At 63.1% G+C, this 25,113-nt stretch carries 23 protein-coding genes; 9 read left to right on the top strand and 14 right to left on the bottom strand.

The annotated features are described in order from the left end of the window. Positions 1-42: 42 nt before the first annotated feature. The 5 genes from LMT64_RS03870 to LMT64_RS03850 all read right to left on the bottom strand — a co-directional run bounded on the left by LMT64_RS03870 (position 43) and on the right by LMT64_RS03850 (position 8,274). Entirely contained in the window at positions 43-861 is an 819-nt protein-coding gene (locus LMT64_RS03870) for an AAC(3) family N-acetyltransferase (protein WP_126351572.1), read from the bottom strand. A 133-nt stretch (positions 862-994) separates the two neighbouring features. Then, complete coding sequence (locus LMT64_RS03865; protein ID WP_229253369.1) at positions 995-3,145, bottom strand: glutamine synthetase III family protein; 2,151 nt, start codon at positions 3,143-3,145, stop codon at positions 995-997. Positions 3,146-3,363: 218 nt separating this feature from the next. Beyond that, positions 3,364-3,990 carry a dephospho-CoA kinase gene (gene coaE / locus LMT64_RS03860; RefSeq protein WP_126351570.1) on the bottom strand — a complete coding sequence of 209 codons (627 nt, stop codon included), beginning with the start codon at positions 3,988-3,990 and terminating at the stop codon, positions 3,364-3,366. After that, positions 3,987-6,326, bottom strand: coding sequence for a transglycosylase domain-containing protein (locus LMT64_RS03855; RefSeq protein ID WP_126351569.1), 2,340 nt, complete (start codon positions 6,324-6,326; stop codon positions 3,987-3,989). Before LMT64_RS03855 ends, coaE begins: the two co-directional genes overlap by 4 nt. 235 nt (positions 6,327-6,561) lie before the next feature. Beyond that, complete coding sequence (locus tag LMT64_RS03850; protein WP_126351568.1) at positions 6,562-8,274, bottom strand: long-chain-fatty-acid--CoA ligase; 1,713 nt, start codon at positions 8,272-8,274, stop codon at positions 6,562-6,564. A gap of 225 nt (positions 8,275-8,499) precedes the next feature. Between LMT64_RS03850 and LMT64_RS03845 the strand changes: the two genes are divergently transcribed. The 3 genes from LMT64_RS03845 to LMT64_RS03835 are packed head-to-tail and all read left to right on the top strand — an operon-like array spanning position 8,500 to position 9,609. Further along, the gene (locus LMT64_RS03845) at positions 8,500-9,033 is read left to right on the top strand and encodes a DUF1999 domain-containing protein (RefSeq protein WP_126351567.1); all 534 of its coding nucleotides are present in this window, start codon (positions 8,500-8,502) and stop codon (positions 9,031-9,033) included. Between the two features lie 53 nt (positions 9,034-9,086). Further along, positions 9,087-9,299 carry a heavy-metal-associated domain-containing protein gene (locus tag LMT64_RS03840; protein WP_126351566.1) on the top strand — a complete coding sequence of 71 codons (213 nt, stop codon included), beginning with the start codon at positions 9,087-9,089 and terminating at the stop codon, positions 9,297-9,299. Between the two features lie 7 nt (positions 9,300-9,306). After that, positions 9,307-9,609 carry a DUF503 domain-containing protein gene (locus LMT64_RS03835; protein WP_126351565.1) on the top strand — a complete coding sequence of 101 codons (303 nt, stop codon included), beginning with the start codon at positions 9,307-9,309 and terminating at the stop codon, positions 9,607-9,609. Between the two features lie 330 nt (positions 9,610-9,939). Here LMT64_RS03835 and lepB read toward each other — a convergent pair whose 3' ends face one another. Next, positions 9,940-10,815 (bottom strand): signal peptidase I, encoded by an 876-nt coding sequence (gene lepB / locus LMT64_RS03830; protein ID WP_126351564.1) that lies wholly within the window; start codon positions 10,813-10,815, stop codon positions 9,940-9,942. 137 nt (positions 10,816-10,952) lie between these two features. Between lepB and LMT64_RS03825 the strand changes: the two genes are divergently transcribed. The 3 genes from LMT64_RS03825 to LMT64_RS14190 all read left to right on the top strand — a co-directional run bounded on the left by LMT64_RS03825 (position 10,953) and on the right by LMT64_RS14190 (position 13,237). Beyond that, complete coding sequence (locus LMT64_RS03825) at positions 10,953-11,930, top strand: EamA family transporter (RefSeq protein WP_126351563.1); 978 nt, start codon at positions 10,953-10,955, stop codon at positions 11,928-11,930. Positions 11,931-12,010: 80 nt separating this feature from the next. After that, entirely contained in the window at positions 12,011-12,607 is a 597-nt protein-coding gene (locus tag LMT64_RS03820) for a methyltransferase domain-containing protein (RefSeq protein WP_324295868.1), read from the top strand. A gap of 498 nt (positions 12,608-13,105) precedes the next feature. Beyond that, positions 13,106-13,237: a hypothetical protein gene (locus LMT64_RS14190; protein WP_267869774.1), complete on the top strand. Its 132-nt coding sequence runs from the start codon at positions 13,106-13,108 to the stop codon at positions 13,235-13,237. Positions 13,238-13,267: 30 nt separating this feature from the next. Here the strand turns inward: LMT64_RS14190 and hrpB are convergent, their stop codons facing one another. The 5 genes from hrpB to LMT64_RS03795 all read right to left on the bottom strand — a co-directional run bounded on the left by hrpB (position 13,268) and on the right by LMT64_RS03795 (position 18,506). After that, the gene (gene hrpB, locus LMT64_RS03815; RefSeq protein ID WP_126351562.1) at positions 13,268-15,730 is read right to left on the bottom strand and encodes an ATP-dependent helicase HrpB; all 2,463 of its coding nucleotides are present in this window, start codon (positions 15,728-15,730) and stop codon (positions 13,268-13,270) included. A gap of 172 nt (positions 15,731-15,902) precedes the next feature. Further along, a complete protein-coding gene (locus LMT64_RS03810; RefSeq protein ID WP_126351561.1) occupies positions 15,903-16,250 on the bottom strand; it encodes a hypothetical protein in 348 nt (115 codons plus the stop codon). Next, a complete protein-coding gene (locus tag LMT64_RS03805) occupies positions 16,250-16,762 on the bottom strand; it encodes an HAD family hydrolase (protein ID WP_126351560.1) in 513 nt (170 codons plus the stop codon). Before LMT64_RS03805 ends, LMT64_RS03810 begins: the two co-directional genes overlap by 1 nt. A gap of 116 nt (positions 16,763-16,878) precedes the next feature. Continuing rightward, on the bottom strand, positions 16,879-17,487 hold the full coding sequence (locus tag LMT64_RS03800; protein ID WP_126351559.1) for a tetratricopeptide repeat protein: 609 nt from the start codon (positions 17,485-17,487) through the stop codon (positions 16,879-16,881). Further along, positions 17,484-18,506, bottom strand: coding sequence for an NAD(P)/FAD-dependent oxidoreductase (locus LMT64_RS03795; protein WP_126351558.1), 1,023 nt, complete (start codon positions 18,504-18,506; stop codon positions 17,484-17,486). The genes LMT64_RS03800 and LMT64_RS03795 overlap by 4 nt, the downstream gene beginning before the upstream one ends. Before the next feature lie 265 nt (positions 18,507-18,771). On the opposite strand from LMT64_RS03795, the gene LMT64_RS03790 reads away from it, so the two are divergent. Both LMT64_RS03790 and LMT64_RS03785 read left to right on the top strand, forming a co-directional pair. Beyond that, positions 18,772-19,212: a hypothetical protein gene (locus LMT64_RS03790; protein WP_126351557.1), complete on the top strand. Its 441-nt coding sequence runs from the start codon at positions 18,772-18,774 to the stop codon at positions 19,210-19,212. 128 nt (positions 19,213-19,340) lie between these two features. Continuing rightward, positions 19,341-20,642, top strand: coding sequence for a DUF4127 family protein (locus LMT64_RS03785; protein WP_126351556.1), 1,302 nt, complete (start codon positions 19,341-19,343; stop codon positions 20,640-20,642). Here LMT64_RS03785 and LMT64_RS03780 read toward each other — a convergent pair. After that, positions 20,584-21,108, bottom strand: a complete 525-nt coding sequence (locus LMT64_RS03780) for a Nudix hydrolase (RefSeq protein WP_126351555.1) — start codon at positions 21,106-21,108, stop codon at positions 20,584-20,586. The genes LMT64_RS03785 and LMT64_RS03780 overlap by 59 nt on opposite strands. A 95-nt stretch (positions 21,109-21,203) precedes the next feature. On the opposite strand from LMT64_RS03780, the gene pgi reads away from it, so the two are divergent. Further along, positions 21,204-22,835 carry a glucose-6-phosphate isomerase gene (gene pgi / locus LMT64_RS03775; protein WP_126351554.1) on the top strand — a complete coding sequence of 544 codons (1,632 nt, stop codon included), beginning with the start codon at positions 21,204-21,206 and terminating at the stop codon, positions 22,833-22,835. Here pgi and LMT64_RS03770 read toward each other — a convergent pair. Continuing rightward, entirely contained in the window at positions 22,832-23,362 is a 531-nt protein-coding gene (locus LMT64_RS03770; protein ID WP_229253368.1) for an isoprenylcysteine carboxyl methyltransferase family protein, read from the bottom strand. The genes pgi and LMT64_RS03770 overlap by 4 nt on opposite strands. 58 nt (positions 23,363-23,420) lie before the next feature. Beyond that, positions 23,421-25,040 carry a 4-alpha-glucanotransferase gene (gene malQ, locus LMT64_RS03765; protein WP_126351553.1) on the bottom strand — a complete coding sequence of 540 codons (1,620 nt, stop codon included), beginning with the start codon at positions 25,038-25,040 and terminating at the stop codon, positions 23,421-23,423. Positions 25,041-25,113: the final 73 nt, after the last annotated feature.

Genomic DNA, 25,113 nt, shown 5'->3' with positions numbered 1-25,113 from the left:
CGATTCCCGCCGCGCTATCTCGTGTTCTGACCGGGCTGCCCCTCAGCCGGAATGCAGTTCACGATGGCGCACCTGATGGGTCCGGGGACGCAAACCTTGTGTATCAATCACTCGGCCCACATCCTGACAGCGGCAAGAGCGTGAGCGGCACAGCAGCGCTCCCGGCTGGCGCTCCAGCAAGGCCACCGTGCGGTCTATCAGCGGGCGCATTGGGTAGAGTTGCAGCAAGCTCTGGCCCACCTGGACCTGCCGACCCAGACCCTGCACCGATGGGGCCAAATTCCCGAAGTCTGCCGAGCAATTGGGAAAGGCCATGCCCTTGACCTCACCGTCTACCTCCGCCCAGCGGGTTAGGTACGGCACGCCAGCCAGGTACTCGCCGTAATGCACCGCCGTGTTGCTGTCCCATTCGGTCCCGATCATCAGCGAGTACCCGTCCAGTTCGTACAGTGCCCCGACCGGCTGATAGGGCTGGTCCAGCGACTGACTCTGAGTGACGTATTCGGCCTCCTGGCCCAGCGCCACGAAGCTGAGGGTCGGGTGAAAGGAGCGCCGCGCCTCAGCACGCTCCACCATCTCCTGCGGTAACCTTCCGAGTTCGCGGCTCACACGCCGGTCCCGGTGGTAGCGGGCGTGAACCGGATCGGTAGGACGGTACAGCATGGTGGAATAGGTAAAAGCCGGGGCCGCCAGCGTCGCCGTGCAGCGCTGCAGGGTGTCTACCAGGGTGCGTGACCCGCCCTCCAGGCGCCCGAAGGAGCGCAGCGAGGCGTGGGCCAGCACATGCTGGGTACCGTCCAGCCCCAGTTCGGCCAGGCCAGCTTGCAGATCAGGGGCACCCACTGCGGATTTGTTACGCATGCTAAACACAGATGCCTATGTTATAGCGCAGCGGGCCGAAAACTGCGGGAACGCTCTGCGCTATTGCCAGCCGTAGGGCAAAAAACTCTCGCCGGACACTGGACCGGGCGGGAGTTCGGATAGAGTGCCGAGCTTACTTCACGAACAGCATCTGACGGTAAGTAGGCAGCTTCCAGTGCTCGTCGCTGACCAGTTTCTCCAGTTCATCGGCAGCGCGGCGAACTTTCAGCATGGCAGGCAACACATTGTCACGCAGGTGGAAGGCCTTTTCATGGGCCGATTCGCCGCCCAACTCGGCATTCTGAGTGCGCAGTTCTTGCAACGCCTGATACAGTGCGTCGTTCAGTGTTTCCAGTTCGCTGATCAGACCCTTGACCGCCAGACTTTGGCCCGACGCGTACAGATCACGCAGATAAGCCAGTGTGTTGGGCAGGAGCACCGACTGAGCGATGGTTTCGGTCAGTTCACCTTCGATGTTCACTGTCTTGAAGTAGATATCGAACATGATTTCCTGGCGGGCTTCCAGTTCACGGGCATCCAGCACCTGATGACGCTCGAAGAGGGCCACGTTCTTCTCGCTGGTCAGCTGCGGATAGGCGTCCAGGCTGGTCCGCAGATTCAGCAGGCCGCGCTCCTGCTCGGCTTCGCGGTGCCAGGCCTCGTCGTAGCCATCACCGTTGAACAGGATGCGCTTGTGCTGCGTGTAGGTTTCCCGCACGATCTCGCCCACAGCCTTGTCCAGATCGGTTCCAGCATCCAGACGGGCTTGAAGCTGTCCAGTCAGCTCAGTCACTGCGTCGGCCACGATGACGTTCAGCATGGTCACGGGCAGCGAGATGCTCTGCGAGGAACCCGGTGCGCGGAACTCGAACTTGTTGCCGGTAAAGGCAAACGGGCTGGTGCGGTTGCGGTCCCCAGCGTGGCGGGGAATATGCGGCAGTACGGGGCTGCCCATGCCCAGCAGACCTTTTCGCTCACCGCGTCCGCCCACACCGCTCTCCAGGCGCTCAAAAATCTCGGTCAGCTCACTGCCGAAGAACATGGAGATGATCGCAGGGGGCGCTTCCTGGGCACCCAGGCGGTGATCGTTGCTGGCACTGGCCACGCTGATCCGCAGCAGGTCCTGGTGATCGTCCACCGCCTTGATGACCGCCGAGCAGAAGAACAGGAATTGCAGGTTCTCGTGCGGGGTGTCGCCCGGCTCCAGCAGGTTTTCACCTGCGTCGGTGGACATGCTCCAGTTGCAGTGCTTACCGCTGCCGTTCATACCCGCGAAGGGCTTTTCGTGCAGCAGCGCCACCAGGCCGTGACGGCGGGCGGTGCTCTGCATCACCTGCATGGTGAGCTGCTGGTGATCGGCGGCCACGTTGGATTCCTCGAAGATCGGGGCCAACTCGAACTGACCGGGGGCCACTTCCTTGTGGCGGGTCTTGATCGGAATACCCAGGGCGTACAGCTGACTTTCAGCGTCGCTCATGAAGGTCAGGGCCCGGTCAGGGATATTGCCGAAGTAATGGTCTTCCAGTTCCTGCCCACGCGGCGGCTTGGCCCCGAACAGGGTCCGGCCCGCCATCATCAGGTCCGGGCGCTGGTAGTAGAATTCCTCGGCAATCAGGAAGTATTCCTGCTCGGCGCCCAGGGTGCTAATCACGCGGGTGCCTTCGGAAGCTCCAAACAGCCGCAGTGCCGGAACGACAGCGCGGTTCAGGGCTTCAGTGGAGCGCAGCAGCGGAGTTTTCTGGTCCAGCGCTTCGCCGTTCCACGACGCGAAAATGGCTGGAATACACAGGGTGGCTCCGCCCGAGTGCCGCAGGATGAAAGCAGGGCTGGTGGGGTCCCAAACGGTGTAGCCCCGCGCCTCAAAGGTGGCCCGTAGGCCGCCCGACGGAAACGAAGACGCGTCCGGCTCGGCCTGGAGCAGTTCGCTACCGCCAAAGGCCGACATGACCTTACCGTCACCCATCGGGGAGAGAAACGAGTCGTGCTTCTCGGCGGTGCTGCCGGTCAGTGGCTGAAACCAGTGGGTGTAGTGCGAAGCACCGCGCTCCATGGCCCAGTTTTTCATGGCCAACGCCACCGTATCGGCAATGCCGGCGTCGACTGGGGTGCCGCGTTCGATGGTGGATTGTAGGCTCCTGAAGACCGGCTTACTCAGGCGGCTGCGCAGATCGTCCAGGGTCAGCACGTCACTGGCATAGACATCGTCAATCAGTTCACGGGGCGAGGGCTGCTCGACCAGGTTGGTCTGACGGGCAGCGGAAATTACTCTGAAATCACTTTCCATATATTCCTCCGGCAACTGCTCCGGGAACTGGAAGCGCGGCCCTACAGCCTCTACGCAACTCTTCCGGACAGGCAAAATTCAAGGTGTCAGTATAGTTATCCATAATTTGTTCGGGAAGCAGGCCAGGCCACTGCAAACGTCGCGTGGGACTGATATGCTGAAAGACCCTCACAAAATATTGCTCTGATGATCAGAGCTGGAATGTTCCCTTCAGACGCTCAGCCCAAGCCTAGTTGGTGCAGCGCTGAGGTGACTTGCTGACGCAGATCAGCCAGCGTCCTGTCATTGACAATCACGGTGTCGGCGCGGGCACGCTTGTCAGCAGGAGGCCACTGCGCCGCCTCACGGGCCAGGGCTTGCTCACGGGTCAGGCCACTGCGCTCTGCCAGGCGCTTTAAGCGCAGCTCCAGTGGTGCGTCCACCACCCACACCGCGTCCATATCTCTGTCCAGGCCCTTTTCAAACAGCAGAGGGATGTCATGGACCACCCAACTCTCCCCCCGATCCTGCGCCGCTTGCCAGGCGGCTTCCGTGGCCGAGCGGATGCGTGGGTGCGTCAGGGCCTCAAGTTGCGCCAACTGCTCTGGGTGGCCGAACACACGGGCCGCCAGGGCAGCACGGTCCAGTGCCGGAAGCCGTCCCGGTCCGGTAGACACCACCTCCGGCCACAGCCGGGCCAACTCGGTCAGCACCTCAGGTGACGCCGTGACCTCACGGCCCAAGGCGTCGGCATCGGTGACAGTCAGCCCCGCTTCACGCAGCAGCGCGGCCACCGTGCTTTTGCCCGCACCGATACTGCCGGTCAGCCCCAGACGGCGGGTCCGCTGGGCTGCACCACCGCTCATTCCTGAGTGTCGGCGGAGTCTGTGTCCTGGGACTCGCCCGCGCCCGCAGTGTCGGTTTCGGTCGCCTTACTGCTCCCAGGCATATCAGGGGAGTAAGAAGGCAGATCGGCGGTGCGAATCCGGCGCATGATGACCTCCTCGGGCGGCGTGAATTCGGTAGCCAGGCGTCCGGTACGGCGATCAATACCGACCAGCTCGGTGGAGCTGGGGTCGGAAGGGTACCATTCCACTTCGCTGTAGCGCGCGCCCTGCTGGGGCATCACCTGTCCTTCGACATCGGTGGCTGCGTCGCGGTAACTCGGGTCAATATAGGCGAACTTGACTTCCGGCATCCATTCCTTGTCGGGATGCTCAGCGAAAAGGATACCTGGAGGCTGCTGATACTCAGCCTTGGTCTTGCCTGCGTGGGCCACTTCCATCATTCGCTTCCAGATCGGCGCGTTCACGACTCCGGAGTAGGAGTTGATCGGCATGTCGCCGCCCTCCTGCTTCCCGACCCAGACGGCTCCCGTATACAGCGGCGTGGTACCGACGAACCACAGATCCTTGGGGCCGTTACTGGTTCCGGTCTTGCCCGCCACCGACCACTCGCCAAACTTGGCCCCACTGGCCAGCCCGCCCTGCTCTGGCTTGAGGTCGTTCACGACGCCACGAATCATATCCAGACCCAGATAGGCCACCTGCGGCGACCAGACCCGCACTGGCTTGATGTTCTCGTTGCCCGCGTCGTACAGCACCTCACCACGTGCCGTCTCAATTCGGGTGATGTAACGCGGCTTGTAGTACACGCCCCCGTTCACGAAAGGCGCGTAGGCTGCGGCCATGTTAATTGGGGTGGTTTCAATGGCACCCAGCGCGGCCGCCAGCCCAGTGCCGTCATTGGGCGGAATGCCCAGTTCGCCCAGCTTGCCGAAGAATTTTTCCAGACCGATCCGGTCGGCCAGACGCACGGTGACCAGGTTCAGCGAGCGGTCCAGCGCTTCGCGGATGGTCATGTTGCGGAAGGTCGTCGCGCCCTCGAAGTTCTGCGGGCTGTACATGCCATCCTCGCAGGTATCACACGGGAAGCTGACCGGGCGGTCCTCTTCACGGTGGTCCTGACGCAGCCCCGTTTGCAGACCCACGGTGTACAGCAGCGGCTTGATGGTCGAACCGATCTGGCGCTGGCCCTGCGCGGCATTGTTCCAGTCGGGGATAGGTTCACCCTCGCGAATCTTCTGACCGATCATGCCCAGCACTTCGCCGGTATAGGGGTCCATGATGGTGGCCCCCAGGGTGGCGCCACTGGGAAGGCGCACCGCCTCACGGCTGGCCGTCTCCACTGCGTTCTGTACCTTCAGGTCCAGGGTGGTGTAGACCCGCAGTCCACCAGCGCCGTACACCTTGTCGCTGCCCAGCAACTGGGTCAGTTCCTGCTCCACTTGCTGGGTAAAGTGCGGCGCGCGGTTGGTGGTCACGTCGCGCAGCTCCTTGGCTTTGGGATCCACCAGCTCGGCACTGGCAATCTCGCCGGGAGCGCTGTACTGCACCTGCCAGCCTTTGGGCTGCACCTTTTCGGCCAGGGCGTTCTCACGCTGCTGGGCGGTGATCCAGCCATCCTCTTCCATACGTTTGAGCAGCACTTTCATCAGGCCGTAGGCCTGCTCGTAGTTCTGATAGCGCTGATAGGGGTTGGGAATCAGGACCGTCATGTAGGCACTTTCACCCAGCGTCAAATCCTTGGGGGCCTTACCGAAATAGGACTGCGCCGCCGAATACACGCCGTACAGCTCGACCGGGCCGCCGTCGCCCCAGTAGATGGCGTTCAGGTAATTTTGCAGCACCTCTTCTTTGGTAAAGGAGCGCTCCACCTGCACGCTGAGCATCCACTCCTTGGCCTTGCGGTCGGGCGTAGCCACCCCGCCAAATTCGTCCCACAGCAGGGTATTTTTAATCAGCTGGTTGGTCAGCGTAGAGCCGCCCTGCACGTCTTGACCTTCCATCACGCGCAGCACCTGCCGCCCGATACCGCGTGGGTCCAGACCGTAGTGCTGGAAAAATGTCCGGTCCTCGTTGGCAACCACCGCCGCGGTCATGAAAGGGCTGATCTCATTCAGGCGGACCAGCGTACGGCTGACTTTCTGCTCACCTACCCGCGGGACCAGCGTGCCCAGCGGTGTCCCGTCACGCGCAAACACGCGGGTTTCAGCGCCCAGGGTCAGGCTGTCCAGCTCACGGTAATCCGGCAGCTCACCGGCCCATTTCATGGCAAACGCCCCGGCCAGTCCGGCACCGGCCAGGACCACTGCCAGCAGCAGCGAAAAGAAAAATTTGAAGAATTTACCCAGCAGTATCAACGTCGTCTCTCCCTTATGACCAGGGCTTCTTGCCCGGTACGTCAGCGGCCTTGTGTGATCCGCCCGCTTGCTTCTCAGGCCTGGCAATAAAGCCCAGTCTAGCCCGGTCATGTTTCGCACTGGTTAGAACATTGCCCGAATGGAGCATGCAGCGATCAATCATGGCATATGCGGATGGAAAGACAGGGCCTTTTCCCTATCCTCCCACCCGCGCACGGTGTCCTTTCAGGTTCGGTCAGCCGCTGCGCCTGGTCCAGACCTCTTCGCGCAATTGGCGGCGCAGCACCTTACCGACCGCCGTCTTGGGTAGCTCAGCGCGCACCTCCACCGAGCGCGGAGCCTTGTAGGGACTCAGGTGCTCGCGGCAGTAGCCGATCAGCTCTTTCTCAGAAGCTTCCTGGCCTTCGCGGAACACCACCACCGCGTGAACCGATTCGCCGCGGTACTCGTCCGGCACACCTACGACGGCTGCTTCCAGCACGGCCGGATGCTGAAACAAGACCTCTTCCACCTCACGGGGGTAAATGTTGTAGCCGCTGGCAATGATCAAATCCTTCTTGCGGTCCACGATGTAGAAGTACCCGGCCTCATCCATGCGGGCCACGTCGCCAGTCAGCAGCCAGGTCTTGCCAGCATAGTCACGGAGCACTTTCGCAGTTTCCTCGCTGCGGTTCCAGTAGCCCTTCATGACCATCGGTCCGCTGACCCACAGCTCACCTGTTTCGCCCAAGGGGACTGGCTGGGCATCGTCATCCATAACCATCGCGTCCACACCGGGCAGCGGCAGGCCGATGGACCCTTCGCGCTGCTCGCTGCTGACCGGGTTCACATGGGTGATCGGGCTGGATTCGGTCAGGCCGTAGCCCTCCACCAGATTGGCCCCCCGCGTGATTTCCTTAAAGGTGCGGGCCGTTTCCAGCGGCAGTGGCGCACTGCCACTGATACAGGCCTTGATGGACGACAGATCATATTTGGAGATATCGGGATAATGGTTGATGGCATTATACAGCGTCGGCACGGCCGGAAACAGGCTGGGTTTGGTCCGCTGGATCTCCGATAGCACCATCTTCAGATCACGCGGGTTGGGGACCAGCACCGTGTGACCTGCGCCCAGAATATTCAGGTTCATGGAAGCGGTCATGCCATAAACATGGAAATAAGGAATGGCCCCCAGACCCACTTCCTCTCCCTTTTTCAGTTCACTGAACCAGGACCAGGCCTGTTCGGCATTGGCGATCAGGTTGCGGTGGGTCAACATGGCCCCTTTGGGCAGGCCCGTGGTGCCGCCGGTGTACTGCAGCAGGGCCACGTCGTCCGGACGCAGGGTCACCGGCTGCGGTGCGCCCTTCTGAGAGGCAATCACGCTGCGCAGCGGGAGGATGTGATCGCTCCAGGGTACCTTGACGTGCTGTTTTTCCAGACGCTGCTTGATGGGATACAGCAGATTCTTGGGAAAAGCCAGGGCATCTTCTACCCGCGCCACGAAGACCCGCTTGACTGGAACACCGCCTTGCACCTCCAGGTAACGTGGCAGCAACGAGTCCAGAATGATCAGGGTACTCGCTCCACTGTCTTGGAGCTGATGTGCCAATTCATCCGCCACATACAGCGGGCTGGTGTTGACCACCACGGCACCCGCCAGCAGTGCGCCGTAAAACGACACCACGAACTGCGGCAGGTTGGGCAGCATGATCGCTACGCGGTCGCCTGGCTGCACTCCGGATTTTTGCAAGGCCGCCGCCAATGCTTGCACCTGCTGCCACAACTGGGTGTAGTTCAAAGAGGCACCCAGAAAGGAAACAGCTGGTCTGGAGCCATAATCGCGGGCGTTCTCACGCAGCAGATCTGGCATGACCCGGTCGGAGGAATGAAATTCATGCGGAACTCCCGCCTCGTAATGGGTCAGCCAGGGTCGGGTCAAGTAGGTCTGAGCGTGGTCTTGAGTCATGATGGGTTGGCCTTTCTGGAAAGGAGCCGGGGCAGATGCAGTGGGATAGGTCCATGACCAGAGCAGTGAAGGGTCTGAGACGTTTGGCCCTGGACGAACAGATGCCTGATGGTACAGGCGAGCTTTTGAATAGATTTGGACTCAGTATAAACATAGGCTCAGCTTCAGCGCTCTTATAGGGTTTATTTCCCCCACCCATCATGGAACATGCTCTAGCCTGAGCAGATGACTCACGAACCGCAAGACGCACTGGCTGCACCTGCCCCCGTGGCAGCCTACCGCGCCCTGAATGAACTGGACTTTGAGGCTGTGGCTGCGCTGGATCTGGCCGCTCAGCTGGAACTGGACCCTGATTTTGCCGGGCTGCCCGAACGCGAACGCGAAGGCCGCCTGAGCAGCAGCCTGGGCGCACTGAAGTTCTACGCCCGCACGGACCATTCCTTTGTGGCTATGCGGGCGGGCGAGGTCTGCGGGCTGGTGCTGGCCCAGAGTGTCTGGCAGGGCGACAAGCCCATTGTGTTGGTCCGGACACTCCTCACAACGCCGGGCCTGGAACTGCCGCTGCGACACGACATTTATGCGGGCTTGCTCCGCGCCCTCTTCAAGAGTGCCTATGACACGGCGGTATACGAGATTCACTTTGTACCGCAGCCCGGCTGGCCGCTGGCCGGGGACCTGGGAGACGTGCGCCGGGTCGGGGACTACGCCGTGCGCCATCTGGGCAGCCGTGAGGAAACGGCGCTGCCCAGTCTGGACTGAGTGCTGCGCAATCTGACAGGAGCTTGCCAGATTCCCCACCTATACTTGAGGGCATGACGAACCCTACCCGAGTTCTGCTGGGCGTGCGTGGCATGGACCGCGAAGCTGGCCTGCGCGTGGCCAACCACCTGCTGGCCTTGCCTGGCGTCAGCAAAGCCATTCCCGACACCGGACAGATTGAAGTCCACTATGATCCCAGTGCCCAGACCGTGATGGACCTGGTGCGTCAGGTTCGCCGCCAGGGCTTCCTGGCAGGCATGCTCTAGAGCAGCGGTGAGCGCTCTGGGCTATGTCGGCACGCTGACCCTGCGGCTGGAAATGCCCTGGGTGCGGTCCCTCAAGGAAAAGCGGTCCCTGGTCAAGCCGGTGGTAGAAAAACTGAAGGTGCGCTTTCCCGTCACAGCAGCCCGGCTGGACGGCCTGGACGCCCACGACTGGGAAGTGATCGCGGTGGTCACGGTCAGCAATGATTACGCGTGGGTCGAAGAAACGCTGCGGCTGGCCGCCGACTTTGTGGCAGGCGGCGACTACCGCGTCACCGAGGAATGGACTGAGATTACCGCACTTGAAGGCTAAGCGGCTTCCATGCCAGCAGAGACATTCCAGTCTTCATAGGCACGGATCAGATCGGCGGACGCCACAACCAGTGTTGGTAGCAGGTCCCGTGGTGATGCATCATTTCTGACGACACTATGTCAGGTGGGCTCGCACAGCTCTAGCACTGACCCGTCACGGGGGAAACATCAGCAAAACGTCACAAGGCGGTGGGAGTGGAGGCACAGGTCTGAGCGCAGTTTTCAGCCTCATCATGCGAGAAGCCCTGCTTGTTCAGTGCTTGACTGATAGGCAGGGCAAGCGCAGACGCATCACTGGCCGAATCACTTCTATGATTTATCCGGACAGTCTTTATTGCCCTAGCTGCTGCTCCAGCTGATCAAAGGCGGGCGGGGCGGGGAGGGTCCGGAAAGCCGATTCTTGATCCTGACTGGGATTCACCGTCTGGTTGGCGGCGCAGTCATAGCTCAGCTCATTGGGGCGCTGCAGCGGCCAGACTACGGCGGCAGCGCGGCCGGCCACGTCACTTAGTGGGACCGTTCCGAACGAACGGGAATCCTCGGAACCACTGGGATGGCGGTTGTCACCCATCACGAAATAGTGGCCCTCAGGCACCGTGAGTTCCAGCTGATCGGGAACAATGCCCTGACCAGCCGACGTCGCCTGATTGGCAATGGCGCTGTCGCGGTCCCAGCAGCCCTGCTCCTGCCAGTAGTCGGTGGTAAAGCTGGAATCCAGCGGCTTGTCGTTGATCCAGACCTCGCCGCCCTGGATGCGGATGCGGTCCCCCTCTACGCCGATGATGCGCTTGATCAAGAAGGGACGGTAGGTCCACAGCCCCAGGAAGTCATCACGTAGGGTAGGAACCACTGCAGCTGCGGCCCGTGGCGGCTTGAATACCACAATGTCGCCCCGCTCAAACTCTCCAACGCCCATGCGGTGCAGCCAGGTTTCGTATTTGGGCACGATCACCCGTTCCTGGTGGCGCAGGTTGGGCATCATGCTGGCACCGTCTACGCGCACCATCGTCGCGATGAACTGCGTGATGAGCAGCGCGAACACAATCGGCTCGCCCCACTCCTTCCAGAAGCGGGCCAACGGGCTGCGGCGGCGCGGCACAGTGACAGTCTGCGCGGCGGGCGCTCCTGTCACGCGGCTGGGCTGAGGGCTTTGGCCGGCCTCCTGCGCCGCTTGGGGCTGACCGTGTGGATCCTGAAAATCAGACATGCTGGGCCTCTTTCACTGCGTTCACTGCCCCGCATCTTATACGAAGTGACAATGAGGCAAGATTTGACTCAGGGTGTGCGGCGCTGGCCTATGAGACAACGTACAGGCCTGCGGCCAAATGCTCTAACATCGCCGCTATGACTCAGAGTGCCCCTCCCCGCTTTCCTCCGCTGCTGATGTTGCTGACGGGGATGCTGACCATTCAGGGTGGAGCGGCCATCGCCAAGGGTCTCTTTCCGGCCGTGGGCGCGATGGGAACTGCCGGGCTGCGGGTGGTGCTGGCTGCCGCCTTGCTCACGCTGCTGTTCCGGCCTCCTTTTCACCGCATCGTCCCGGCGCACTGGCGCTTGATTGTTCCCTACGGTCTGGCGCTGGGCCTGATGAACCTCAGCTTCTATGCCTCGCTGGAGCGGCTGCCGCTGGGGGTAGCCGTAACCATCGAATTTACCGGGCCGCTGGCGCTGTCGCTGTACCTATCGCGCCGCCCAGCTGACTTCTTGTGGGTGCTGTTGGCCGCTGCCGGAATCGCGCTGATGGCTCCGCGTGGCGAGTTGCAGGGCCTGGACCCGGTGGGCATGGGCTTTGCGCTGCTGGCCGGATTTTTCTGGGCACTGTATATCCTGGCGGGCAGTCGGGTCAGCCGCGAGCTTTCGGGCACGATCAGCGTGACCGCCGGGATGTGGGTGGCCGCCGCCGTTACCGTGCCCTTTGCGGTGCTGGGGGCCGGAGCCTCGTTGCTGGCACCGAACATTCTGCTGGCGGGCCTGGGCGTGGCCCTGCTGAGCAGCGCCGTCCCCTACACCCTAGAAATGCAAGCGATGAAATTCATTCCGCCCAAGGTCTTCGGGGTGCTGAGCAGCCTGGAGCCGGCGCTGGCCGCCATCGCAGGCCTGCTGCTGTTGGGCGAACAACTGAGCCCTGTGCAGTGGACCGCGCTGGTCTTGGTGATGCTGGCGAGCGTGGGCATGACCCTGACCAATCAAGAGCGCGGAGAACCACAGGAAAGCGCCAACACCCTGCGCTGGAAACGCCGCCGCCGCTGGCGTCAGAGCCTACGTGAACAACTCGATGCACGCCACCATAAAGGTGACCCACCGACAGATCCAGAAGGCTAAATTCAAACACAGAGATCCCCTTTCCCTTGTTACTACCCCAGTACGTACAGGACTTAGGCAGGTCACGCTACCTTCTGGGTATGGCTTGGAATCCAGATCAGTATCACAAGTTTCGCGCCGCCCGTGAGCAGCCTGCCCTGGATCTCCAGGCGATGATCCCAGACCTGCCTTACCGCCGCGTGGCCGACCTGGGGTGTGGTACTGGAGAACAGACCTTGGCCCTGGCTCAACGTTTCCCAGGGGCTGCAGTGATGGGTATAGATGCCAGCGCCGAAATGCTGGCCCAGGCACAAGCACACACCGCAGCTCACCTCAGCTTTCGGCAGAGTGACCTGCGCGAGTTAGACGGCACCTATGACCTGCTGTATTCCAATGCGGCGTTGCAGTGGTTGCCTGATCACCCGGCGCTGCTGGCCGGATTGTGGGAACGCCTGAACCCTGGTGGCGTACTGGCAGTGCAGGTGCCTGCCAACCACGACCACGTCAGCCACCGCCTGATCACGGAAACGGCTGATGAATTCACGGCACGAGTTGGGCGGCTACACCCGTTTCGGGCCGGTGCATGGGGCCACACCTGTCCTGACGCCCGCAGCCTACGCCGAGATTCTAGACGGCCTGGGGGCAAGAGAGCTGGAAGTGATCAGCCGGGTCTACCCCACAGAGCTAAGCGGAGCTGAGGGCGTGCTGGAATGGGTCCGTGGAACGGCGCTGGTGCCTTACCTCTCACGCCTGAACGCTGAAGATGCCGCCCGATTCGAGGACACTTACCGCCAGCGGCTCCTTAGCGTCTTCGGTGACGAACGGGTCTTCTATGCCTTTACGCGCATTCTGTTTGTGGCACATAAATCCTCCAGTCTTTGAAGCCGCATCTTCTCAGACCAGCACAGGGGGCCTAGAGGCTGCCCCGGAAGATCGCGGAGATGGGCGTACCTGTGCGGGTTGTAGGCGAGCAGACGGGCACAGCTCCGCAGGAGAGCGAGGAGGCACAGACGGGTTTGGACCTCATACCCATGTTCCGGATGACCTCTACACTGAGGTCATAGCCCAACAACTCGACGACATCCAGGGTTGTCTACAGATGTTTATTGCACAGCAACCCAGCTTTTTCGTGGCCACGGCTGCAAGAGGAGGGCGGGTCAACATCTCTCCGAAGGGCTTGCTGCCCTCTTCCCCCCATGGCGAGTACCCGCAACATCTTCGTGTTGGATGTTGAGAAGGGACCAGAAGGCATTCTCCGCTACCCGCAAGAGAAAAACCGTAGCAGCATGGACGGCTTCCTGACGGGCCTGCCTGAGCGTGAGATGTGATCCCTGCCCCACACGGACGATGCGTTCTCATCAGCCGCGCTCCAGCGCCCGTTTCGTCTTGGCGGTGGGCGCGTGACTGGCTGGGTCATCCGGCCAGGGGTGCTTGGGGTAGCGCCCCCGCAGATCCTTACGCACCTCGAAGTAACCGTGTTGCCAGAAGGAGCGGAGGTCCTGCGTGACCTGGACCGGGCGGCGGGCGGGGGATAGCAGGTGCAGCAACACGGCGGTCCGGCCCGCATTCACCGTCGGCGTGTCATTGAGGCCGAACAGCTCCTGCACCTTGACTGCCAGCACCGGGGGGCTGCCGTCGGGGGCGTAGTCCAGCCGGATACGGTTGCCACTGGGCACGGTGAGGTGGGTGGGGGCCAGATCATCCAGTTGCGAGGCCAGCGGCCAGGGCAACTGCGCTTGCAGGGCCGGGAGCAAGTCCAATCGGGCCAGCGCCTCACGGCTGCGGATGCCAGCCAGAAAAGGGGCCAGCCAGATATCCGTGCTTCTTAGCAGGGCCGCGTCGCTCAGGTTGGGCCAACCCTCATCGGGCCGCCAGGTCCGCAGCGAGTTTACCCGGTCCCGCAGACTCTGGGCCGCCGGGGAAAAGGTCAGCAGGTGGAGCCCCTCGCGGGTCACGGCGCGGGCCACGGCGGCCGCAGCCGCGTGCGGGTCAGGTTCGCGTAGTGGGCGGGTATCCAGGACCAGCGCTCCCACGCGCCATTCCTCCTGCGCCAGCAGGCGTCCGGTGCGGCTGTCCCAATCGGTACGTGGCTGCCAGGTGGCCCGCGCCTCCAACTCCTGACGGGCCAGCGGCGCGGCCAGGAAGATGCGGCCTTCAGGACCACGCCGCCCTTCGGCTACGCCGTCCAGATGGGCCACCGCCAGCGCACTCTGGCCACTTAAGGGATCATCAGGGGACAGTTCGGCCCCCTGCCCACCCGCCAGCAGGTAACGTCCGCGCTCGCCGGGGCGCAGTAAAGCTACGCGCTCCGGGTAAGCCAGGGCCACCAGCCACCCCACATGCTCAGCGTCCGGCTGGGCATCATCCTGCGGAACATCCAACAAGCGCCGCCATTGCCGCGCCAGCCGTTCGGCACCCGCCCATTCCCCTAGCCGCCCAGACCCTCTGGCCTGACGCAGCGCAGCCACCCGCTCAGTGAGATCGGCCCCGTCCAGGCGTGGGCCGCGTTCTTCGAGCAGTGCGGCCACATCGGCGGCCAATCCGGTGCGGCCTTCGGCCAGCAGGTGCGCCAAACGGGGATGGGTAGGGAAACGCAGCAAGGCCTCTCCCGCCTCGGTGACACGGCCCCCACTGTCCAGAGCGTCCAGACCGCGCAACACTTCGCCGGCAGCGGACCATGCGGGAGAAGGCGGCGCGTCCAGCCACTCCATGCTGCCCGGATCAGTCACGCCCCAGGCCGCCAGTTCCAGCCGCAGTGGGCCCAGGTCAGCCCCAAGCATTTCAGGAGGGCGGTCAGCCGCCAGCAGCGCCTGGGTCCGCTCCGGCCACAGCCGGTACACCACGCCAGGCGCAGTGCGGCCTGCACGTCCAGCCCGCTGTTCTGCCTCAGCGCGGGTCACGCGTCCGGTTCGTAGGCCAGTCAGGCCCGTGCTGGGATCGTAAGCCTGAGAACGTCGCTGCCCGCTGTCCACCACCACCCGTACGCCTTCAATGGTAAGCGACGTTTCTGCGATAGAGGTTGCCAGGATAACCCTCCGCTGTCCCTGCGGATCAGGCGTCACAGCACGGGCCTGCTCGGTAGGCGGCAGCTCACCGTAGAGTGGCAACACTACAGCGTCCACTTCACTCAGCGCCGCCTGAGCCTGACGGATTTCGGCCACGCCCGGTAAGAAGGCCAGGACATCACCGCTTTCCTCGGCCAGTGCTCGGCGCACTGCCCCGGCCACCGTGTCCCCGATGCGCCCGCCTGGCTCGGCCTGGGCATACCGCACCTCGACTGGATAGGTGCGGCCCTCGCTGCGGACCAGCGGCGCGCCCAAGCGGGCAGGCAGGTCGGCGTCCAACGTGGCCGACATGATCAGTACGCGCAGGTCATCGCGCAGCGCCCCCTGCACTTCACGCAGCAGGGCCAGGGCCAGATCAGCATTCAGGCTCCGCTCGTGAAATTCGTCCAGAATGACCAGGCCCACGTCACTGAGCTCCGGGTCACGCCCCAGGCGGCGGGTCAGAATGCCCTCGGTCATGACCTCCAGCTGGGTGGCTCCGGAAACCCGCGACTCGAAACGGACCCGGCTGCCCACCGTCTCGCCCACGTTCTGCCCCAACTGTGCTGCCAACCGCGCCGCTACCCCACGCACCGCCACCCGCCGGGGCTGAAGCAGCAGCACTTTGCGCCCCGCCAGCCAGGGTTCAGCCAGCAACTCCAGCGGTAGGGCCGTGGATTTGCCCGCGCCGGTCGGGGCCTGAAGCAGCACCAACGGATGAGCGGCCAGGGTGGTGCGGAGATCCGGCAGGGCGGTGAGGGCAGGGAGATCAGTCATAGGCAGGCAGGGCGCAGGGCCGGGCAGCACCATGCTAATGCACCGGCGTCAGTACACCACGCCTAGAGCAGTTCTTCAAATTACGCGAGCAAGAGAAAGGCACTCTTACTCGCTCCATTTTCCGTCCTGCTCATAGTATTTTACTCGCACGGCTCGGACAGAAACGCTTCGCTTATTCTGTCAAATGCTCTAGAAACCGCTCGGCGCAGGCCTGACAGGTCACGCCGTCCAGCATCCAGCCCTGCGGGCACCGCCGGCCGCAGCGCTCACAGACCGCAAAGTAACGTGCGTCGTTCAACAGCGCCGTCTGAGCAGTGGTCACCGCCTCCGCACTGGCGCCAGCCGGCAACGAGTCAGCCACTTGCCATGTCAGGGCAGGAGTATGGGGGCCAGTCCAGCGAATCAGGCCCACTTCCAGCCACAGGCGGCCGTCCAGCGCTCCGCCGACGGACACCACCCGGATAAATTCCGCCTGGATGTCAGCGTCGTTGGGTGCTGATAGGGGTGGCAGGTCGGACATCACCATTCGCTCAGATCCAGCACATCGCGGAGACCACGCAGCACCGCGTCCGGCTGTTCTGAGGTCAATGGATGCCCGCCCGGCAGATAGGCGGCCCGTAGGCCCACCTCCTGTGGACCCTGGATGTCATTGCGCGGCGAGTCACCCACGAACCAGGCATCCTCCGCCGTCACTTCCAGCTCGTCCAGCGCCAGGGTGTAGATGCGCGGGTCTGGCTTGCTGAGGCCCACTTCTTCACTGATCAGCACCACGCCGAAAGCTCCGCTCAGGCCACAGCGTTCCAGACATTCGCGCTGCACGGCCGACCAACCGTTCGTCACGAGGCCCAGCCGTACGTCCCGGCGGCGCAGCTCGGCCAGCACCTCGGCGGCGTGGGGCATAGGCTGAGCCTGGCGCAGCAGCAAACCGAAGTCAGCGAATAATTCTTCCGGTGAAACGGCCAACCCGAACTCCTGAACCAAGGCAGGAAACACTTCCCGCTTGGAGCGGTAGCCGAGGTCATCCAGCGTCATAAAGCGGGCCGCATACTGGGCAGGCCGAAGCGCTCCAGATGCCCAGGCAGCCAGCCGCGCAACGTGGCCGAGCGGTCGTGCAGGGTGCCGTCCAGATCAAACAGAACCGCTGGCACCTACCGCTCCAACCCGGCGAGGCGACCCTGTATCTCCTCTACGGCTGCCGTATCCTCAGCCGCCGCAAAGTGGGTGCGGGCATGGGTATAAGCGTCTTGGGCTGCTTCTGCGTTGTCATCGGCACGCGCAAAGTCACCCGCCAGCCGCCACAGGCAGCCCAGGGTCGTCGCGTCGTCTGCTGTGACCGCCTCAGCGAAAGCATCGGCCAGCGCTGCGTGGGCTTCACGTTCCTGGCCCAGAGCGTGGCGACTCAGGGCCAGCTCATAGCCATTCACAGCGCATTCCAGCGGACCCAGCCCCTGGCGTTCGATCAGCTTGCGCTCCTGCTCAAACAGGGCGAGGGCGGCCGCATGGTCTCCGGCTTCGCGCTCCACCATGCCCAACTGGTGCAGATAGCGGTGCTCGTCAGCCTCCCCTTTCGCCGCTTGGCACAACTGCTGATAGACGGCGCGGGCTGCACCGAAATTGCCTGCGAAGGTATAGGCGTAGCCCAGCGCATGACGTCCTTCCGGAGTGGTGTCGGCCCGCAGGAGGGCCTCGGCCTCGGCATAGTGTCCGGCTTCGATGGCCGCCCAGGCCTGTGCCAGTTGCTCACTTTGAGGACTCACAGCTCCGCTCCCTTGTCCTCGCTCTCAGGTGACTCGTGAAAGGCGGCGCCGTACCCATGCACATCCTCATGAATCAGGGTGGCGTTCAGGCTGACGGCAGCCACCTGACCAGCAGCGGCGGCGCTCATGACATACTGCGGCGCTCCGGTCATGTCCCCTGCCGCCCAGATCCCGCGCAGGCTGGTCATGCCGTGTTCGTTGACCTGGACGCGGCCTTTGTCATCCAGCTGTAGACCCAGACGGTGTGGCAGGTTGCTGCGCTGCCGCTGCTGCGGATTCAGAAACACGGCTTCCAAGTCCAGAGTGTCTCCATCCCGGAAATGCACACGGGCCAGGTCAGCTCGCCCAGCGTCCGACAGCCGCAGGATGGGCCGGGTGTCCAGGGCAATGTCCAGCCGCTGCAGGTCACGGCGCTGCTCAGCGGTCAGTTCATCAGGGCCGTTGGTCAGCAGGGTGAGGTGATCGGTCCAGGCCCGCATGCTCAGCGCCAGGTGGTGGCCCTCCTGGTGACTGCCCAAAACCGCCAGCTGCGCTTCACGGTTGGGCCAGCCGTCACAGTAAGGACAGTGATGGACCGACTCGCCCCAGCGTTCACGCAGACCATTGACCGCTGGCAGCAGGTCTTCTAGGCCCGTCGCCAGCAGCAACCGCCTGACCCGCACCTCACCCACCGCCAGCCGCACCACGAAGCCGTCCTCGGCCAACCGCACCTGGCGCGCTGCTCCCTGCTCCACCGTCACGTCATAAGGTTCCAGCTGCCGCAACCCTTCGGCCTTGAGGCTCAGCGGATCGGCACCATCCCGCGTAAAAACGCCATGTGCAGCCTGCGCAGCAGCATTGCGCGGTGGTCCACCGTCCAGCAGCAGCACCCGGCGGCGGGCCGTACCCAGCACCAGGGCGGCACTCAGGCCCGCTGGACCGGCACCGATCACGGCGGCGTCGTAGTCGTAGGGTGAGCGCTGGTGGTCTGCTTCGGTCTGGTCCGAGGGAAGTTGAAGCGTGTGAGAGGGCTGGGCCATAGAGGAACCTTAGCTCATGAATCCCCTCGGCTGCACCGCTTACAACCATCTTTGAGAAGCGAATGCGGGTCTTCTGCCAGCCAGCTTTAGCAAGACCTTTACCATTGACAACCGGATCACTACCGCCGCCAACTTCCACTGGAGCGGCAGTTTCCGCTCTATGCGCCGGGAAAATACCACCAGCATTCCTCAAATGCTGCTGCGAACCGTAGGGTGACAGAGCGCCGTCAGACAATTTTAACCATAGTGTTCTAAGATGGTTCACATGAACGCCAAGGCTGCCCTCACTCTGGTTGCTGGGATCCTGACCCTCAGCGCCTGCGGTAGCGTCAGCGGTGGAGCACCCACAGCCGGCGAACTGCTGCGTGCGCCGACCTCGCTGAACCTGGCGGGCCATACCCTCAGGGCCGAGGCCACGCCACTGCTGCGCGGCGATCAGCTGAATGCCCAGCTGGCCGTTCGGAGTTCGGGCAGTGTCCTCCCGCTGAACGTGCATTCGGTCTACCTGGTCACCCAAGGCGGCGTCTGGCAGTCTGGTGCCAACTGGAAGGCGGGCTGCGGTCAGAGTTGTCGCCTGGTACAGGGCACTGGACCTGCCCAGGGTCTGCGCAGTGGCGAAAATGTGCAGGTGGTTTTGCGCCTGCAAGACAGCGCCGGTCGTAACTTCTGGCTGCGCGACGAGCAAGCCCGCGTCCTAGGCAACTGAGCCGAATCCTTCTCGTCCGGGTAACGCTACCGGGGCTTTTTGGTTTTGAGGGTCTGGTCTGCTTATTGAGTCTTCGCAGCGCTGCCGACCATCAGGCCCATTTCATCTGTTGCTCCTACACTGGGCGCATGAAGCGCGTATCCCTCCTGTCTGCCCTCACCGCTGCACTGGCGACGCTGATTCCCTCTGCCGCCGCACAGACGCTCATTCCGATGGACTCGCGCCCCGCCACCAGCCGACTGCCTGCTGCCACCGCCGCGCTGGCCAGCGAGTCGCTGAAAGTGGTTCCGCGTGAACTGCTGGGCACGGCACAGCAAGGCGCCGATCCCCAGGCACTGCTGAACTGGCTGCGGACCGAAGGAGCTGGCAACGCCGATGAACCGCTGATCGTGGCGCTGGATGCCCTGGCCTACGGCGGCTTGGTGCAGTCGCGCAAAAGTACCGAGTCTGCTGCCCGTATTCGCAGCCGCTTGCTGCCACTGCTGGAATGGCAGCGCGAGACGGGCCGTCCGATCTACGCCTTCATCACCATTCCCCGCCACCCCGACGCAGTAGACCGTCAGCGCAACTATGACGTGGCCCGCCTGATGATTCGCTGGGCCGCTGCTGGCGTGTTTAAGGAGTTGCACGTGGCCTGGGACGACGCCTTACCCGGCAGCCCGGCTCCTGCCGAGGGAGCGCGACTGGCTGAGTTTGCGGCAGAAGTCGCCCCGGATAATGTTTTGGTCTACCCCGGCGCCGATGAGGTGCTGGCCCTGCTGAGTGCCCGCGCCCTCTCACCGCAAGCGAAGACCTTGCAGGCAGCCTACTCCGACCCGAAGCTGGCCGAGCAAGTGATCAAGTATGAAGGCATTCCACTGACCGACAGTGTAGAAAATCACGCTGAAGCGGCTGGGTTCCAGATGGTGCAGGCGGGCCAGACCCCTGACATGACGTTCTATGTCTTTAACGGCGGCGACCCCCGGCGCGCCGCGCTGGACATCTCTGCGCTGCTGCGGCGCGGACCTGTAGCCGTGGTGGACGTGGAGAAAGTGAATCTGGGCAACACCCGGCTGTGGCGTGACCTGGGCGTGCTGAAACGCGACGCCAACTTGACGGCCCTGGCCGCCTGGGGCACACCTGGCAATAACCTGGGAAGCGCAATGGCCCATGCCAAGCTGTATCTGGACGATGTGGACCCTGCCCAGCAAAATGCCCTGCTGGCCCGTGAATACGCCAACGACTTGATCTACTCCACCCGCCTGCGGGCGGCCCTGCGTGAAGCCATTCCCGAAGCTGAGATGAATACTCCTGCCGCCCAGGCCAAATTGATGGAACTGGCCGCCGAGTATTTCCCACTGAACATCGGCGTTTCCTATGAATTGGATCAGGTCAACCTGCCGTGGGGCCGCTCGTTCGAGTGGGACTTTGACCTGACTCCGTTGCAGTAGTTTCTAGTGAACCCCGCACCGCCAGCGCCTCGTCGTAAAAGAGCGGCGTGGTGTAGATTCGCAGCCGCCCACTCCGAAACAGCTCCTCTACCTCGGCACGGGTGAAGTAGCGGGCGTCTGCCACCTCATCCACCAAGGCGGGCCGCAGTTCCTGTCCCGGCAGCGGCTCGGCCAGCCAGACCGAGCGGAGAATCAGGTCGCCATCACGGTGCCGGGCAGCGCGGGTATTCAGAAATTTGACGACCCGTACGCGCAGGCCCGTCTCCTCCCAGGCCTCCCGCACCGCCGCGTCCTGGGGATTTTCGCCCGGTTCCACACTCCCGACGGGCAAGTGCCACAGCCCGGCCTCGTCCGGCTTGTCGGGCGTGCCGCGCTCCTGAATGAGCAGGATGCGGCCCGCGTCATCCAGAATCACTACGCCTGCGCCCTGATGGGCCTCCACGTGAAAGCTCTGATCGTATTGCATCCCTCCGCTTAACCTTCCCGGTGACGCTGCAGACTGCCTTTGTCCAATGCTTTAGGCTGGCGCAGCGTGCCTGCGGCGCTGAATATCCTGAACCCATGCAAGTACAGACCCTTGAGAGCTGGAAGGCCCTGCAAGCCCACGCCAAAGAGGTGTCAGGCCAGCACCTGCGCGACCTGTTCGCCAGCGACCCGCAGCGTGGTGAACGGCTACGCGCCGAGGGTGCAGGTTGGCTCCTGGACTACTCCAAGCAGCGGGTGACTGACCAGACGTTGCAGCTGCTGCTGAATCTGGCCCGTGAAGTCGGCGTAGAGCAGCGCAGCGCGGCCATGCTGGGCGGTGAGAAAATCAACGTGACCGAGGGGCGCGCCGTGCTGCACACCGCGCTGCGCGCTCCCCGTGACGCCGATATCCAGGTGGACGGCGAACATGTCGTGCCTGAAGTTCATGCTGTGCTGGACCGGATGACTGAATTTGCTAGGGCCGTGCGCTCCGGTGAGTGGCGTGGCTTTACGGGTGAACGCCTGCGCGCCGTGGTGAACATCGGCATCGGGGGCAGTGACCTGGGGCCGGTGATGGCTTACGAGGCGCTGGAACACTACAGCGACCGCGACTTGACGCTGCGCTTCGTGTCCAACGTGGACGGCACCGACTTTGCCGAGAAGGTCCGTGATTTGGACCCGGCCACCACGCTGGTGATCGTGTCATCCAAGACCTTTACCACGCTGGAAACCATGACCAATGCCCGCACCGCCCGCGCGTGGCTCCTGGACGCTCTGGGCGATGACAGGGCAGTGGCACGGCACTTCGTTGCGGTCAGCACCAACGCAGATGAAGTGCAGAAATTCGGCATAGATACGGCCAACATGTTCGGGTTCTGGGACTGGGTGGGGGGCCGCTACAGCCTGGACAGCGCCATCGGCCTGAGTCTGATGATTGCCGTTGGTCCAGAACAGTTCCGTGAATTTCTAGGCGGCATGCATGAGATGGACTGCCACTTCGCAGAAGCGCCGCTGGAGCAGAATCTGCCGGTGCTGATGGCCCTGACCGGCATCTGGAACCACAACTTTCTGGGCGCCTGCTCGCTCGCAGTCCTGCCCTACTCGCAGTATCTGCGGTCCTTTCCAGCTTATTTGCAGCAGTTGGATATGGAAAGCAACGGCAAAAGTGTGACCCTGAGTGGCGAGCGCCTGAGTGTGGACAGCGGCCCGATTGTGTGGGGACAGGCCGGAACCAACGGTCAGCACGCCTTTTACCAGCTGATTCACCAGGGCACCCGGCTGATTCCATGCGACTTTATCGGCTTTGCGCGCAGTCTCAATCCGCTGGGTGAGCATCACGATCTGCTGATGGCGAATGTCTTTGCCCAGAGCGAGGCACTGGCTTTCGGCAAAACGCCTGAACAGGTCCGTCAGGACGGCACGCCAGAACCGCTGGTCCCGCACAAGACCTTTGAAGGTAACCGTCCCTCCTCTACCCTGCTGGCCCAGCAGCTGACCCCACGCAGTCTCGGCGCACTGATCGCCCTGTATGAACACAAGGTCTTCGTGCAGGGCGCAGTGTGGGGCGTCAACTCCTTCGATCAGTGGGGCGTGGAGCTAGGTAAAGTGCTGGCCCAGCAGATTGCACCAGAGCTCAGCAGTGACGGCCAACTTTCACACGACAGCAGCACCAATGCACTGATCGGGTGGTACCGGGCGAACCGCTCGGCATCCGACGCATCCAGCTAGTCGGCCTGATGGGCGTACTCCCGCAGCGCGGCTTCCTCGGCAGGAATGCGGATCAAAAGCAGTAAAGCGGCGTTCAGCACGGTGTAGGCCAGCGCAGCACGGTCGGCCCGGACCGCCAGCGGCGCAGCGGCAATCTCCAGGGCCACCACGGCGTAGTTAGGGTGCCGCAGCCAACGAAATGGTCCGCGCCGCACCCGCTTTCCGCCGGGCACGATCAGGATACGGGTATTCCAGTACCGTCCCAGGCTGCGAATCACCCAGTAACGCAGTGGCTGGGCCAGCAGCAGGGCCGACAGCGCCAGCGGGCGAACGGACTCCTCCCGGCGGCGGCCTTCCAGCAGCGTAAACAGCATCCAGCTGGGGTGCAGCACGAAAAACAGGGGGTAATGCTTCTGTCCGTACTCCTTGGCCCCCTGGGAACGCGCCCAGGCTTCATTCCGCTGGGCGACTCTAAGTTCAGCCAGGCGTTGCAGGGCCAGGGCAGCCATCATCCAGGGGGCGAATCGTCGGGCGGTGAGCAGGCGCATAGGCTTTCAGGGTAGGGCATCGCAGGCTGTGCGGTGCCCTCAGGAGTAGGAAGAACCGTCAGATGACAGCGCTGGCGTCTACCTGTGCAGCGGGAGCCAATCGCCCTGAATACGCGGTCAGCTCACGCAATTTCGCGGCCAGCTCGGTGGTCAGCGGCTCAGCGCGAACCCGCCAGCCCCAGTTCCCTTCGGCCAGACCAGGCACATTCATGCGGGCCTCGGTGTCCAGGTTCAGCAGATCCTGCAGCGGTGCAATGGCGATCCGGGCGCGGCTGTGCCAGGCGATATTCAGCATCTGCCAGGTCACTTCTGTCTCAGCAGGGTCCGAATTGGTAAACATCCGCAGGTGGTGCCGCTCCAGCTCAGTGGCCGTGGCCCACCAGCCCCGTGTGGTGTCGTTGTCGTGGGTGCCGGTATAGACCACCCGGTTCACAGGAATGTTGGCCGGATAAAAGGGACTGTTCCAGAAATCCGGATCTGAAAAGGCAAACTGCAGAATGGCCATGCCCGGCAAACCGAAATCGTCGCGCAGCTCCTCTACCTCAAGTGTGATCACGCCCAAATCTTCCGCGATGATCGGCAGTTCGCCCAGGCGCTTGCCGACTTCTTCCAGCAATTCACGCCCTGGCGCAGGAACCCAGCGGCCACCCATCGCATTGGGAGCGGGATAAGGCACCTCCCAGTACGCCTCAAATCCCCGGAAGTGGTCTACCCGGAACAGGTCGTACAACTCGCGGCTGCGGGCAAAGCGGGCCACCCACCAGTCAAAGCCCTGCTCCTGCATCCGGTCCCAGCGGTACAGCGGATTGCCCCACAGCTGCCCCTCAGCGGCGAAATAGTCAGGTGGTACGCCAGCTTGCACCTCTGGCCGACCCTGTTCGTCCAGAGCGAAGAGATCCTGATGGGCCCAGACGTCCGACGAGTCCAGCGCCACGAAAATGGGTAAGTCGCCCACCATCTGTACCCCCCGCTCAGCAGCGTAGCGGCGCAGCGCCTGCCACTGCCGCTCGAACAGGAACTGAATAAAGCGGATATGCTCTACGACTTCAAAGTGCTGCTGCTGAAAAAGGGTCAACGCCGCCGCATCACGCTCACGGTACTGCGGCTCCCAGTCGAACCAGGCTGCCCCACCATGCACTTCCTTGAGGGCGCGGAACAGCGCGTAGTTGTCTAGCCAGCGCGCCTGTTCGGCCTTGTAAACCTCAAATTCCTGGGGGTCAATCTGGCCCTCACCGGCCATGAAACGGCGAAAAGCGCTCCAGAGCAGGCCACTGCGCCAGCGCTCCTGGGCATCGAAGTCCACCCGGTCCAGACTTCCGGTAGGGATCTCGCCTAGATCGGCGGAATGCAGCAAACCACTGTCTAGCAGGTCACCTACACTGATCAACATCGGGTTGCCTGCAAAGGCCCCCAGGGTCTGATAGGGACTGCTGCCATGCCCAGTTGGTCCCAGCGGCAGCATCTGCCAGTAGCTTTGTCCAGCTTCCGCCAGCCAGTCCACCCAAGCGCGGGCCTCGGCGCCCAACTCACCCAGGCCGTAGGGACCAGGCAAAGAGGTCGGATGCAGCAACACGCCGCTGGAGCGCGGCCAGTCAGTCAGTCCCTCATGGTGTTCGGCGCCGTGTTGGGGTTCGTGACGCTGATGGTCTTGGACTTCTGGGTGTGAGGTATGGCTCATGCGGACACTCCATCTGAGAAAGAAGGTTGGGCGTAATAAGAGGCCACTGGGCATCGTTCCCGCAGCTCGGCGG

The sequence above is a fragment of the Deinococcus radiophilus genome (genome assembly GCF_020889625.1).
In the GTDB taxonomy this organism is placed as follows: Bacteria; Deinococcota; Deinococci; order Deinococcales; family Deinococcaceae; genus Deinococcus; species Deinococcus radiophilus.
Note: the sequence above shows the minus strand (reverse complement) of the source record. Positions and strands in the feature narration are given on the sequence as shown.